General features: G+C 66.5%; 11 protein-coding genes. 6 read left to right on the forward strand and 5 right to left on the reverse strand.

The features are described from left to right. The first annotated feature begins 98 nt into the window (after positions 1 to 98). Positions 99 to 1,250 (forward strand): glycerol dehydrogenase, encoded by a 1,152-nt coding sequence (locus C5B85_RS03220; RefSeq protein WP_104284587.1) that lies wholly within the window; start codon positions 99 to 101, stop codon positions 1,248 to 1,250. An 89-nt stretch (positions 1,251 to 1,339) separates the two neighbouring features. Here the strand turns inward: C5B85_RS03220 and C5B85_RS03225 are convergent, their stop codons facing one another. The 4 genes from C5B85_RS03225 to C5B85_RS03240 form a co-directional block, all read right to left on the reverse strand. Next, complete coding sequence (locus C5B85_RS03225; protein WP_104284588.1) at positions 1,340 to 3,481, reverse strand: 3-hydroxyacyl-CoA dehydrogenase NAD-binding domain-containing protein; 2,142 nt, start codon at positions 3,479 to 3,481, stop codon at positions 1,340 to 1,342. A 5-nt stretch (positions 3,482 to 3,486) separates the two neighbouring features. Then, entirely contained in the window at positions 3,487 to 4,716 is a 1,230-nt protein-coding gene (locus C5B85_RS03230; protein WP_258070556.1) for a thiolase family protein, read from the reverse strand. A 75-nt stretch (positions 4,717 to 4,791) separates the two neighbouring features. Beyond that, positions 4,792 to 6,018, reverse strand: a complete 1,227-nt coding sequence (locus C5B85_RS03235; protein WP_104284590.1) for an HRDC domain-containing protein — start codon at positions 6,016 to 6,018, stop codon at positions 4,792 to 4,794. Beyond that, a complete protein-coding gene (locus tag C5B85_RS03240; RefSeq protein ID WP_104284591.1) occupies positions 6,008 to 6,613 on the reverse strand; it encodes a DUF3000 domain-containing protein in 606 nt (201 codons plus the stop codon). Before C5B85_RS03240 ends, C5B85_RS03235 begins: the two co-directional genes overlap by 11 nt. A 104-nt stretch (positions 6,614 to 6,717) precedes the next feature. Between C5B85_RS03240 and C5B85_RS03245 the strand changes: the two genes are divergently transcribed. Continuing rightward, the gene (locus C5B85_RS03245; RefSeq protein ID WP_104284592.1) at positions 6,718 to 7,899 is read left to right on the forward strand and encodes a S9 family peptidase; all 1,182 of its coding nucleotides are present in this window, start codon (positions 6,718 to 6,720) and stop codon (positions 7,897 to 7,899) included. Here the strand turns inward: C5B85_RS03245 and C5B85_RS03250 are convergent. Beyond that, on the reverse strand, positions 7,896 to 8,357 hold the full coding sequence (locus tag C5B85_RS03250; protein WP_181064250.1) for a SufE family protein: 462 nt from the start codon (positions 8,355 to 8,357) through the stop codon (positions 7,896 to 7,898). The two genes, C5B85_RS03245 and C5B85_RS03250, sit on opposite strands and share 4 nt — an antisense overlap. A gap of 167 nt (positions 8,358 to 8,524) precedes the next feature. On the opposite strand from C5B85_RS03250, the gene zapE reads away from it, so the two are divergent. From zapE to C5B85_RS03270, 4 genes are all read left to right on the forward strand, one after another. Further along, on the forward strand, positions 8,525 to 9,511 hold the full coding sequence (gene zapE, locus C5B85_RS03255) for a cell division protein ZapE (RefSeq protein WP_104284791.1): 987 nt from the start codon (positions 8,525 to 8,527) through the stop codon (positions 9,509 to 9,511). 220 nt (positions 9,512 to 9,731) lie between these two features. After that, positions 9,732 to 10,964: an ammonium transporter gene (locus C5B85_RS03260; RefSeq protein WP_104284594.1), complete on the forward strand. Its 1,233-nt coding sequence runs from the start codon at positions 9,732 to 9,734 to the stop codon at positions 10,962 to 10,964. A 132-nt stretch (positions 10,965 to 11,096) separates the two neighbouring features. After that, complete coding sequence (locus C5B85_RS03265; protein WP_104284595.1) at positions 11,097 to 11,597, forward strand: DUF456 domain-containing protein; 501 nt, start codon at positions 11,097 to 11,099, stop codon at positions 11,595 to 11,597. A gap of 110 nt (positions 11,598 to 11,707) precedes the next feature. Next, positions 11,708 to 12,580: a hypothetical protein gene (locus tag C5B85_RS03270; RefSeq protein ID WP_104284596.1), complete on the forward strand. Its 873-nt coding sequence runs from the start codon at positions 11,708 to 11,710 to the stop codon at positions 12,578 to 12,580. Positions 12,581 to 12,723 lie beyond the last annotated feature (143 nt).

A 12,723-nucleotide genomic window follows, 5' to 3' on the forward strand; every position in this document is an offset into this window, starting at 1 on the left:
TACACCCTCGCGGTTCTTCGTCGCTGAGAACGCCCGTTGCTTGCGCCCATGCGCGGTCGCTAGCGTTGGGGCGATTTCCGACTACGAAGGAGTTCCCCATGAGCAGTGAGATCCCGATTCGCACAGTGCTGAGCCCTGGCCGATACGTGCAGGGCAAAGGAGCGCTCGCGCGTCTGGGCGAGTTCGTCGCCCAGATCGGTGAGTCGCCCCTTCTGCTCGCCGACGATTTCGTCTGGGACCTGCTCGGTGAGCGCCTCACGACCTCGTTCACGGGAGGCAAGGTCGAGGTTCCCCGCGAACGCTTCAACGGCGTCGCCTCGTCGGGTGAGATCGATCGCCTCGTCGAGGTCATCACGAAGAGCGGCAGCGACGTCATCGTCGCAGTCGGTGGCGGCAGCACGATCGACGCGGCCAAGGCAGCAGGCTTCCTGGCAGGTATTCGTTGGGTGAGCGTGCCGACCGTCGCCTCCACCGACGCCCCGACATCTGCGCTCGCCGTCGTCTACACGGAGTCTGGCGAGTTCGAGGAGTACCGTTTTTTCCCCCGCAACCCTGACCTCGTGCTGATCGACTCGCAGCTTGTCGCGGATGCGCCGTCGCGCTTCCTCGTGGCGGGCTTCGGCGACGCGCTCGCCACGTGGCTCGAGGCCCGCGCGACGAGCCGCTCGAACTCAACCACCATGGCGGGCGGCCTGCCGACGCAGACCGGGACGGCTCTTGCCAAGCTCAGCTGGGACGTGCTCTGGGAGAACGCGCCGACGGCGCTCGACGCGGTCGAGGACGGCGTCGTGACGCCCGCCCTCGAGCGCGCCATCGAAGCCAACACGCTGCTCTCTGGCCTTGGCTTCGAGTCAGGTGGGCTCGCTGCCGCCCATGCCATCCACAACGGGCTGACCGCCGCACCGCAGACCCACGGCCTCCAGCACGGCGAGAAGGTCAACATCGGGTCGATCGCCCAGCTGATCCTCGAGGGGGCACCGGAGGAGGAGATCAGGGACTTCATCGTCTTCACCACCAAGCTCGGCCTCCCGACGACGCTCACCGAGATCGGATTGTCGACCCAGGACAAGCATGAGCTCCGTCTTGTGGCCGAGGCGGCGACTGTTCCAGGGGAGACGATCCACAACATGCCGTTCGCGGTGACCGCCGACGATGTGATTGCGGCGCTCACCTCGCTCGAACGTCTCTCACGGCGCATTCGCGCGGACGCGGGCCTCCCGGAGCCAGTGAAGTACCACGCTGCGCACTAGCCCGGCAGAGTCGAACTCGTCGCGGCCGACGAAGGCGCCGCCTCTTCCATCGGATGGAAGAGGCGGTGCCTTCGTCGGTGCTCGTGAGGTCAGCGTGCCGACGCCCCGCGGATGGGCGGCGTGTGGAAGGTGCCCCCGAAAGCCTTCTCCGAGGCCCCGATCCTGTCGAGGTACGGCGTGATGCCTCCTGCCTGGAACGGATAGCCCGCCCCCAGGATGAGGCACAGGTCGATGTCCTCGGCTGCCGCGACGACCTTTTCGTCGAGCATCCGCTTGATCTCGTCGGCGAGGCCGACCTCGACTCGCTCCGCGAACGAAGCCGCCGTCATCGGAGTCTTCCCGCCGGCCACGATCTGCACGGCCTTCTTGTCGAAGCCCTTGGCCCGTCCCTTGCCATCGCGGTCGTAGAGCTTGCCGTAGTCGGCGAGTCTGTGGAGGTTCTCCGATTCGAAGAACCGGTCGGGGAACGCCTTGTGGTGCGTGTCCAGGACGTGGGCGCCGACCTTGAGGCCAACCAGCTCGAGGAGCTCGAACGGGGTCATGGGAAGGCCGATGCGGTCGAGCGCGTGGTCGACCGTCTCGAACGAGGTGCCGGTGTCGACGGCATTCATCGCCTCGCCGAGTACCTTGGCGAGGACTCGGTTCACGACAAATCCGGGTGCGTCTCTCGTGATGACGGCCGTCTTCTTCAGGTTCTTGGCCGTTGCCATCGCCGTCGCGAGGCTTGCGTCGTCAGTGCTGTCCGTCTTGACGACCTCGATGAGTGGCATCTGCGCAACAGGATTGAAGAAATGGAAGCCGACAAGACGCTCCGGGTGCTCGAGCTGAGCGCCGATCTCCGCCACGGACAGCGACGAGGTGTTGGTAGCCAGCACCGTCTCAGGGCTGACGATCTTCTCGAAGTCAGCAAACACCTGCTGCTTGACGCCGAGCTCTTCGAAGACAGCCTCGATCACCCAGTCGCAGTCAGCGAACTCGCTGCGATCCGTCGTTCCGTGCACGAGCCCGATGAGGCGGCCGTACTCGTCGCTGTCCATGCGGCCCTTCTCGTGGAGCTTCTCGAGCTCACGGCGGATGGCGGCAACTCCCGTATCGACTCTCGCCTGGTCGAGGTCCGTGATCACGACGGGCACCTTGAGTCGCCGGACGAAGAGCGTGGCGAACTGCGTCGCCATGAGCCCGGCACCGATGACACCCACCTTGTTGACTGGGCGCGCGAGCGCCTTGTCAGGGGCGCCAGCCGGACGCTTGGCTCGCTTCTGCACGAGGTTGAAGGCGTAGATCGAAGCCACGAACTGGTCGCCGGAGATGAGGTCGGCGAGGGCTTCGTCCTCCGCAGCGAACCCCTTCGCGCGGTCGTCGCCCTTCGCCAGCTTCAACAGTTCGAGGGCGCGGTACGGAGCGAGCGCGACCGTCCCGAGCTTCTCCTCGAGCGTCTTGCGGGCGATGCCGATCGCCAGGTCCCACTTCGCGAGGCGCTCGAGTCGGCCAGGAGCGTGAGGTCGCTTGACCTCGAGCTCGCCGCCGATGACCTTGTCGGCCCAGGCCAGCGAGTCCTCGAGGAAGTTCAGGCTCGGGAAGATCGCGTCGGCGATTCCGAGCTCAGCGACTTGCGGCCCCTTGAGCATCCGGTTCTGCTTGAGCGGGTTCTCGATGATGACCTTGAGCGCGTTCTCGATGCCGATGATGTTCGGCAGGATGCTTGCGCCTCCCCATCCTGGTACGAGACCGAGGAACGTCTCAGGCAGGGCGAACGCGGGGACCGTCGTATCAACGGTGCGGTAGTCGGAGTTGAGACCGATTTCGACGCCGCCGCCGAGTGCCAGGCCGTTGTAGAACGTGAAGCTCGGCACCCCGAGCTTGCCGAGGGAGCCGAGTACCTCGTGACCCAGCTTCGCGAGAAGCAGCGCCACGTCACGACTCGGGATGGAGCCCACGTTGGAGAGATCGGCGCCAGCGGCGAAGTTGAAGCGCTTGCCCGTGATGGCAACCGCGTCGATGTCGTGTGAGGATGCGCGTGCGCGGAGCCCGGAGAGCACCTCGCCGAGTTCGGCCAGGGTCTCGGGCCCGAGCGTGTTCGGCCTGGTGTAGTCGTGGCCGTTGTCGAGCGTGATGAGGGCCATGGTGCGGCCGCTCGGGAGCGTGACGTCGCGGACAAGCGAGTGGGTCACGACCTCGTCGGTGCTCATAGCCAGCAGGGGAGCGTAGCGTGCTCGGAGATCGGTTGCCATGATGCTCAGCGTCCCTTCTTGCCGATGCCTCGGCGTGCGTGCGACTTGCCGTTCCAGTTCGGGTTCTCCCAGATAACCGTGCCGCCCTGCCCGAGGCCGACGCACATGGCGGTCAGGCCGAAGCGCACCTCAGGGTGCTCTTCGAATTGCTTCGCAAGCTGGGTCATGAGGCGAACGCCAGACGATGCGAGCGGGTGGCCGATCGCGATCGCTCCGCCGTAGGGATTCACGGACGGGTCGTCGTCGTCGTCGATGCCGTAGTGGTCGAGGAACGAGAGCACCTGCACCGCAAACGCCTCGTTGAGCTCGAAAAGCCCGATGTCATCGATCGTCATGCCCGCCCTGGCGAGTGCCTTCTCCGTCGAGGGGACGGGGCCGAGGCCCATGACCTCAGGCTGTACTCCGGCGAACGCGAAGGTGACCATGCGCATCTTCGGCGTGAGACCGAATTCTTTGGCCGCGTCGCTCGAAGCGAGGATGGCTGCAGTAGCGCCGTCGTTGAGGCCGCTGGCGTTTCCGGCCGTCACCCGGCCGTGGGGGCGGAACGGGGTCTTGAGCGTGGAGAGCGTCTCCATGTTCGTCTCGGGACGGAGCGTCTCGTCGCGGGTTGCGAGACCCCAGCCTGCCTCTGACTCGATCGCGACCGGCACGAGGTCAGGTTGCAATTGGCCCTTGTCGTAGGCGGCCGCGGCCTTCTGCTGACTGCGCATCGCGTAGCGGTCGCTGCGCTCCCTCGTGAGCTGCGGGAAGCGGTCGTGCAGACGTTCGGCGGTCTTGCCCATGTTCAGGGCATCGCCGCTGACGAGCTGCTCGGCGACGAATCGCGGGTTCGGATCTGCACCGATTCCGAGCGGGTGCCTTCCCATGTGCTCGACCCCGCCTGCGATGGTCAGGTCGTACGCCCCGAAGCCGATGCCTGAACCCATGGTCGTCACCGCTGTCATCGCGCCGGCGCACATGCGGTCGATGGCCAGTCCCGGGACGGTATTGGGGAGTCCGGCGAGGATGGCCGTCGACCGACCGAGCGTCAGGCCCTGGTCACCCTGCTGAGTGGTCGCCGCGATGGCGACGTCGTCGTAGCGGTCGTGCGGGATCTGCGGATTCCTGTCCAGAAGACCCTTGATCGCCTTGACCGCGAGGTCGTCGGCGCGGGTCTTCCAGTACATGCCCTTCTCGCCCGCGCGTCCGAAGGGGGTCCGAACGCCGTCGATGAACAACACTTCTCGATTGGCCACACTGCCTCCAAGCATCTATTGACTCGGTCATCCTATGGAGGCCCGCCTGGTGAGATGCCAATGCGTCGTGTGAAGCTACGAACCCTCGTCGCTCGGGGCGGAAGTCAATTGGTCAGCTTCTACAAACGCAAGCGCAATTCCCTGTGCGACTTCGCTGGTCTGCCACGCGCGAGCGCCGAGTTCACGGAGGTGGTCGGCCACCGCCTCCGCTGATACGGGCTGGCGCGGCTTCCACGCTGTGCGTCGCAGATGCTCGGGTGTCAAGAGGTTCTCGACCGGCATCTGCAGGGACCCTGCGCGCGCGACAAGGAACTCACGAGCAAGCTTGAGGCGTCGATCTGCCTCTGGAGCGCGCTGCTCCCACTGGCGGTGGTGCGGCATACGGTCTGGGTCCCTCGGTGCCTGCGGCGGCAGCTCCTCAGTCGTGAGCCCGCGCTCGACGGCACCCCACCAGCGGTCAAGCTGCGTCCGCGAAGCGCGGCCGGTGAACTCCTTGAGACGGGCGAGCTCGCCTCGTGAGCGGGGCATCGCAGTCGCGACTGCCGCAAGGGCGCGGTCCGGGAAGAGGCGACCAGGCGCAGTATCCGTGCTCCTGGCCGCCTCGTCCCGCGAGAGCCAGAGTTCCCTGGCCACAGCAAGCGCCCTCGGGCTGCGCAACCTGCTGATGCCGCCGATCCGACGCCATGCGTCTGGTTTCTTGACGCCGAGCTCCCTCGTGAGGATGTCGGCGAACTCCTCCTTGGCTGCTTCGAGCTTTTCGGCTTCGAGCAGTTCCTGATTGAGCTGATCGCGCACGTCGACAAGCAACTCCACGTCGAGCGCGGCGTAGGCGAGCCAGGTCTCCGGGAGTGGCCGAGTGGACCAGTCAGCTGCAGAGTGCGCCTTCTCGAGCGCGATCCCGAGCAGGCGCTCGATGACGGCGCCGAGGCCAACACGCTCGTACCCGAGGAGCCGTGCCGCGAGCTCCGTGTCGAAGATGAGGCTCGGGTCGAGGTCGAGCTCTCGCAGACACGGGAGGTCCTGTGTGGCGGCGTGGAAGATCCATTCCTCACCACCGATCACCTCTTGCAGCCGCGCAAGCGAGCCCGTCGCGATCGGATCGATGAGGAGCGTGCCGCTCCCACGACGGAACAGTTGCACGAGGTACGCACGCTCCGAGTAGCGGTAGCCGGAAGCCCGCTCGGCGTCGACAGCCACTGGCCCCGTCCCTGCGGCGAGTCGCTCGAGGGCTTCCTGCAGCTGCGCTTCGGTCTCGATGACCTCCAGTCCGCCCGCTTTCAGGCGGTCCGCATCAAGCCCCATCTTTCGCCTTCCTCAGGTGACGGAGTACCTCGACTCCGTCGTCGGCCTCACTCTCCGGCGGCATGCCGGCCAGGAGGCAGAGAAGCTCACCCCACGCTTCTGCGTGTGCGGCCAAGTCTGTCTCACGCGGAGTCCAGGATGCGCGGAGCTCGATCTGTGCACCCTCGCCCTGGTCTTCCAGCTCGCCGAAACCGCGACCATTAATCGTCGTCGCCGTGCCCGAGGGGTGCTCGAACGCTGCGCCTCGCGACTCGAGGGCATCCATGAGCCACGACCACGCGACGGGTGCGAGGAAGGGGTCGACCCCGATCTCCGGTTCGAGTGGAGCCTGCGCGAAGCACACGACACGGAACGCGCCGCGCCAGGCTTCCGGCTCGCTCTCGTCGTGGAGGAGGATGAATCTACCTGTGCCGAGCTCTGAATCGCTGGCGTGGGCAGTTGGTCGCACGTCTCCGGAGAGAGCGAGCGATTCAGGGGCCAGGTTCGCTGGAGGTCGGATCTCGCTCACCGTGAGGGCAGAGCGGAACTCGGCCGCACGGACCGCCTCTACGGCGGCCTCGAACTCCGGGGCAGATCGATGCAACGGGACAACCACGCGACGAGACTAGGCCTGGCTGCAGGCAACGCAGATCAGGCGCGCCGTAGCGGAACACCGCTCGTTCGGCGTGTTCACGGGCGAGGTGCGGGATCATCTTCGTGATGTGTGCCGCCAGACGTGCCTCAGCCGCTCCGAGTTCGCCCGCTGCGAAGATCGTTGCGGCCACCGTCGGTGCACTCGCAGTCGGCCTCGGGGCGGTGGTTGCCACCGCCGCGACGATGATCGCGCGAGCCGTCGTCACTCCGCCTCGCCGCCGCAGGGACCCCGTTCGGCTCCTCGGCGTGGACAAGCAGGCTGGCACTGTCACCCTCGCGCGAACGCCTGAGACGACGGCACCCGGCCATTACAGCCTCGTCTTCGCGGCCGAGACGGGAAGGGCCAACGTCGGCGCGGTCGTGGGGGAGTCCGAGCGCACCGTGACACGGCGCTACTGGGGCGAACAGGGCGCACGGCTCGATCGGGTGAGATCCGTGCGGCTTGCGTCAGCGCCTCAGCTCTGGGTTCGAGATCTCGATCTTCCCTGGCGTTGGATCGATGTGCAGACGCCGCTCGGGGCGATGCCGGCGTGGCTTATCCCCGCCGCGCAGGCAAGCGACTCCTGGGCGATCCACGTGCATGGTCGAGGAGCCGTTATGACCGAGCCACTTCGTGCCGTCCCGCTGTTCCGCGGACGCGGATGGAACTCGCTTGTTGTCAGCTACCGCAATGACGCGCTCGCGCCGCAGTCGCCGGATGGGAAGTTCGGACTCGGGGCCACCGAGTGGCGAGATGTCGAGTCAGCCATGGACTGGGCGGCATCCCGAGGGGCCAAGCGCATCATCCTCGTCGGGTGGTCGATGGGCGGTGGAACCGTCATGCAGGCCGCATTCAACGCGCGGCACCGAGAACTCGTCGTCGGCATGTTTCTCGAATCACCGGCCCTGAGCTGGCGCGCGATCCTGCGCTACCAGGGAGCGGCGATGAAGCTTCCGCGCTTCGTGACCGGGCTCGGCATCTGGCTCATCGGCAGCCCGCTCGCGCGCCCGCTCCTCGGTCTTGAGGCGCCCATCCCGCTCGGCGAGCTCGAGATCCCGGATCGGCTCACCGAGCTGAAGGTGCCCACCCTCTTATTCCACTCAAGTGGCGACACAGTAGTTCCGGTCGACGCGAGCCGAGAGGTCGCGCGTCGCCGCCCCGATCTCGTGACCTACAGGGAATTCGAGCGCGCACTGCACACCCGCCTCTGGAACGTGGACAGCGGCCGCTGGGAGCACTCGTTGGACGAGTGGCTCGCCAAGTTCTAGCGACCGCTGTCTTCCTCGGAGTGTGACGCGGCGGCGATCCGCTCGAGCAGCTGCCGCTTGGCCCGGGCCTGGAGGGCAACCATGCCGCTGCGTCGGAGCGGCGACACGAGGTCCGCGAGCCCCAGAACGCTCGGGAGGTCCTCTGGAAGCGACAGAAGCGCTTCGGGCTCGAGCCCGTCGACACCCTGCACGAGTGCCGCTGCGAAGCCTCGGGTCATGGGCGCACCGGGAGGGACTGAGATGCGCAACCGGATGCGCGCATCCGGTGTGAGGGCAGCCTCGAAGTAGACGGGTGATTGGCACTCGATCACGCGCTCGAACTCAGCCACATTTTCAAGGTCGACTGCGGGAAGCTCGGCACCGATCTCCGACAGGAGCTCAAGGCGGTCTCTCGGCGACACCTCGAGGAGTTCCTCGCGAAGGAGTTCGAGCGATGCGGGCAGCGTGACGTCGTGCATGGGACAACGGTACCGGCCGGAATCCTCGCGACACTCGAGGGAGCGCCTGACGGTAGGATTTGGGAAGCCCGTTCTGGGCATCTGTCACTGGAAAGTACGAGGACTCCGTGGGCGAAGGCCGCTTGCTGCACTTGACCGAACTCTCACCGACCGTCACGGCGGCAGAGATGGTGAAGGACCTCGTGCCTCCTCGGCAGTTCGACGCTGCACAGTTCGCCACCTACCGACCAGACCCCGAGTACCCCTCGCAGGCCGCAGCCGTCGAGGCGGGGGAGCGTTTCGCAGGAGTGAAAGCCGCCGCGAATCCAGGCAGCAAAGGCCTGTTCGGGTTCCGCAAGAAGGCTCCGCCGGTGAAGCCCGGCATCTATCTCGATGGTGGATTCGGAGTCGGCAAGACGCACCTGCTCGCTTCCATCTGGCACGCGCATCCGGGGCGGAAGTACTTCGGCACCTTCATCGAGTACACGGCACTTGTCGGTGCTCTCGGCTACGCGGAGGCCGTCCGCTCGCTCAAGGGCACCAGCCTCATCGCCATCGATGAGTTCGAGCTGGACGATCCGGGCGACACGATGGTCATGTCGCGCCTCCTCGGGGAGCTCGTGGACTCCGGCACGAGCATCGCCGCGACGAGCAATACTCCGCCGAACGCGCTTGGCGAGGGGCGCTTCGCGGCGTCCGACTTCCTGCGAGAGATCACGAAACTCGCCGGCGTCTTCGACACTCTCCGCATCGACGGCACCGATTATCGTCGCCGCGACATGTCCGGTCACGCGGCCGTGACGCCGCAAGAACGTCTCCGTGGGCTTGCGGATGAGGCAGTCGCCGACGGCAAGACCGTTGCCGACGACGGCTTCGACGATCTCGTGCAGCACCTCGCGACCGTGCACCCGTCGAAGTACGTGCGGCTCGTCGAGGACGTCGACCTGCTTGTGCTCCGCGACGTGCACGAGCTCACCGATCAGGCAGAGGCGCTCCGCTTCGTCGCATTCATCGACCGCGTATACGACGCGCAGATCCCGATCGCGGCGTCAGGGCTCGCGCTCGACCAGATCTTCGGCGGCGGCATGCTCGATGGCGGCTACCGGAAGAAGTACCTGCGCTGCGTCTCGCGCCTGATCGCCTCGACGGCGCAGGAGCAGACCGCCTCGGTCTGAGTACCTCGGGCTGAGCACCGCCGCCTGAGCACCGCCGCCGAGCGCGATTCGGCCGTTCCCGACACAGACTCGTAACACGCCGCGCCACTCCGAAACATGATGGAAACGGCACCGCCCCATCAGCGACACGCGCCCCCAGCAGACTCATTGCATCTCCCCACCTCGTGTCACGACGACGCGTCCTCCAGGCCGCAGCACGGGTGGCGAAAGCGAGGATGCAATGGATACCGGTGGAACCGCGTGGCTGATGATCAGCGCAGCGCTTGTGCTCTTCATGACACCAGGACTCGCCCTCTTCTACGGCGGCATGGTCAAGGAAAAGAGCGTCGTGAGCATGATGATGCTCTCCTTCGGGGCGCTCGGCCTCGTCGCGGTCCTGTGGATCCTCTACGGCTACAACATGTCCGCCGTCTCCGGCGACTCCTTCTTCCAGTTCGCGGGCGACCCGTTCTCTGACTTCGCGCTGACCAACCTCATTCAGGACAGCAACGCGACGGCTAGCGCCGCGTACGGCGGCACGTTCGCCATCATCACGACGGCCCTCATCTCGGGTGCGATCGCCGACCGTGCCAAGTTCGGTTCTTGGATGCTCTTCGCCGGTATCTTCGCCACCTTCGTGTATTTCCCCGTCGCAGCATGGGTCTGGGGCGGCGGCTGGATCATGCAGCTCGGCTCGCAGCTCGGCTTCGAGGGCGTCGAGGTCATTGACTACGCCGGTGGCACGGCAGTGCACATCAACGCGGGTGCCGCTGCACTCGCGCTGGCCCTCGTTCTCGGCAAGCGTGTTGGCTTCGCCAAGGGCATCACGCAGCCCCACAACGTTCCCCTTGTGCTTCTCGGTACCGCGATCCTCTGGTTCGGCTGGTTCGGGTTCAACGTCGGTGCAGCCTGGGGCGACCTCGGCGGCACGGAGTTCCCCGGTCCCGGTCTGCTCTTCATCAACACGATCGCCGCCCCAGCCGCCGGTATCCTCGGCTGGATCATCGTCGAGAAGCTGCGCAACGGCAAGGCGACCTCGATCGGCGCGGCTTCCGGTGCGATCGCCGGTCTTGTTGCCATCACTCCCGCTTGCGCCGTCTTGACGCCAGGCTGGGCGCTGCTCCTCGGCTTCGTCTCCGGTGTGCTCTGTGCCTTCGCCATCGAGCTCAAGTTCAAGCTCGGCTTCGACGACTCACTCGACGTCGTCGGCCTGCACCTCGTCGGCGGCCTCGTCGGCTCCATCTGGCCCGGGCTCTTCGCCTTCGACACCGGTCTCTTCACCGGTGGCGGATTCGAGCAGCTCATCGTGCAGCTCATCGCTTCCCTCGGAGTTCTCCTCTACTCGTTCGCCGTGAGCTTCCTCGTGGCTTGGGTCATCCAGAAGACCATCGGTTTCCGGGTGCGCCACGAGGACGAAGTGGCCGGCGTCGACGTGGTCGTGCACGGCGAGACCGGCTACGCGCTGTCCCGCTGATCACGCGGACGGCCTTCGGGGGCCGTGTATCCACTCCGGTGGATGCACGGCCCCCGTTCTCGTCTGCCGCTCCCGGCCCTGCTCGGCGGGCCCGCCCAGTCCTGTCGGCCGTCGACCCGGTACGGTTGAGCCATGAGCGCACCCGTGATCGCAGCCATTGTCGCCGTGGTCCTCGCCATCGTAGGAATCATCGGAATCATCGTCCCGGTACTGCCCGGCAGCATCACGATCGTCATAGGGTTCCTCGTGTGGGCGATCTTCGCGGGCAGCTGGCCCGTGTGGGTGGCATTCGGGATCGGCGCCGCGCTCCTCATCACCGGCATGATCATCGGCTGGGTGCTCACGGGACGAGGCCTCCGCAAGAAGCAGGTCCCGAATCGCTCGGTTCTCATCGGGCTCGGTGTCGGAATCGTCGGGCTCTTCGTGCTTCCGGCGTTCGGGCTTCCGATCGGCTTCGCGGTGGGACTTGTCGCATCCGAGTACTACCGAGTCCGAGAGTTCCGTGCCGCGCTCGACTCGAGCTGGACGGCGGTCAAGGCCCTGGGTCTCGGCATGGTGATCGAGCTCATGTGCGCGATCGTCGCCACCACGCTCCTCGCTCTCTCCATCTTCGTGCACTTCGTCTGGCTCTGAGTTTCCTGAGCCCCTGGGCAGTTCTGACTTCGACTTTGGCCAGGATCGTCTTACCCTGGGAAGAGCTGTGCGCTTCAGCGCGTCCCCGCAGCACGTCTTAGAGGAGCCGGATGTCGAACGGTGAGACCTCGAACGCCATTCTGGCGTTCGTCAAGAAACGCCCTGGTGAGCTCGCCGCCGCGACGATGAGCGTCATCGCCGTCGGCGCCGTCGTTGCTGCCCTGACGGTCACCAGCGGCCACGGGGGCGACGTCGCAGCTCCCGTCGAGACTATCGCTGTTCCTGAGACGACGACCGCGACCGCGACCGCGAGCTCAAGTGACGTCGTCAACCTGCACATGCTCGCCCAGCCGCTCGCGAGCCTGCCGGCCGAGCGCGTCGGAACCGCGGAGAAGACGGCGCTCGAAAACGCCCTCCGCGAGGTCAAGGACGCACTGAGCGCGACGTCATCCGAGTCGGATGCGCTCCAGACCTCGTACACCGCTCTGCAGAATGCGGTCGGCGGGATGGCGACGAGCACCCTCTCACTCGGACGCGAGCACCGCCTTCAGGTCACTCTCGCGGCCGCGGACATCCTGACCGCCTACGACGCGGCCCTCATCGAGCTGGCCGATGCCGGCGACGACCGAGAGCGCACAGTCGGCATCTCCACGGTGGTGCGTCAGGCGACGGCCGCGCAGAGCTCGCACACTGCCGCGGTGGACTCGCAGCAAGACGACGACAGCCCCCTGCCCGAGCAGCCGGTCGATAACGCAGGCGATGGTGGGTCGACGCAGGCGCCTGAGCCATCGACGCCGGTCCCGCCCGCGATGACGGGCCAGCCGGTCCCAGACGGCTCTGGCGGCGCGGCGCCGACGCAGCCTGGTGAGACGTCGCCGCCGACGCAGCCTCCCGTTCCGGAGCCGACTGACGAGCCGACCGACCCGCAGCCGACGGGGGAGCCGACCCCTTCTGAAGGTTCGGGCAGCGACTCAGGTACCTGACGACCGGGCATGGCCCGAACGCAGATGACCAGCCGTGGTGCGCTTGCGCACCACGGCTGGTCTCTATTTATCCGAATTTATCCGAGGCGAGTCGGGTACTCCGGGCGAGCCTTCTACTCCGGGTGAGTCTGGGCTCGCTCCGC

Source organism: Pseudoclavibacter sp. AY1F1 (genome assembly GCF_002931075.1).
In the GTDB taxonomy this organism is placed as follows: domain Bacteria; phylum Actinomycetota; class Actinomycetes; order Actinomycetales; family Microbacteriaceae; genus Pseudoclavibacter.

What these genes read in the sequence shown, in the direction of transcription:
- C5B85_RS03265 (WP_104284595.1), top strand. Translation starts at nt 11,097, where the DNA reads ATGAGCGCACCCGTGATCGCAGCCATTGTCGCCGTGGTCCTCGCCATC.
- C5B85_RS03245 (WP_104284592.1), top strand. Translation starts at nt 6,718, where the DNA reads ATGTGTGCCGCCAGACGTGCCTCAGCCGCTCCGAGTTCGCCCGCTGCG.
- C5B85_RS03235 (WP_104284590.1), bottom strand. Translation starts at nt 6,018, where the DNA reads ATGGGGCTTGATGCGGACCGCCTGAAAGCGGGCGGACTGGAGGTCATC.
- C5B85_RS03250 (WP_181064250.1), bottom strand. Translation starts at nt 8,357, where the DNA reads ATGCACGACGTCACGCTGCCCGCATCGCTCGAACTCCTTCGCGAGGAA.
- C5B85_RS03260 (WP_104284594.1), top strand. Translation starts at nt 9,732, where the DNA reads ATGGATACCGGTGGAACCGCGTGGCTGATGATCAGCGCAGCGCTTGTG.
- C5B85_RS03225 (WP_104284588.1), bottom strand. Translation starts at nt 3,481, where the DNA reads ATGGCAACCGATCTCCGAGCACGCTACGCTCCCCTGCTGGCTATGAGC.
- C5B85_RS03270 (WP_104284596.1), top strand. Translation starts at nt 11,708, where the DNA reads ATGTCGAACGGTGAGACCTCGAACGCCATTCTGGCGTTCGTCAAGAAA.
- zapE (WP_104284791.1), top strand. Translation starts at nt 8,525, where the DNA reads ATGGTGAAGGACCTCGTGCCTCCTCGGCAGTTCGACGCTGCACAGTTC.
- C5B85_RS03220 (WP_104284587.1), top strand. Translation starts at nt 99, where the DNA reads ATGAGCAGTGAGATCCCGATTCGCACAGTGCTGAGCCCTGGCCGATAC.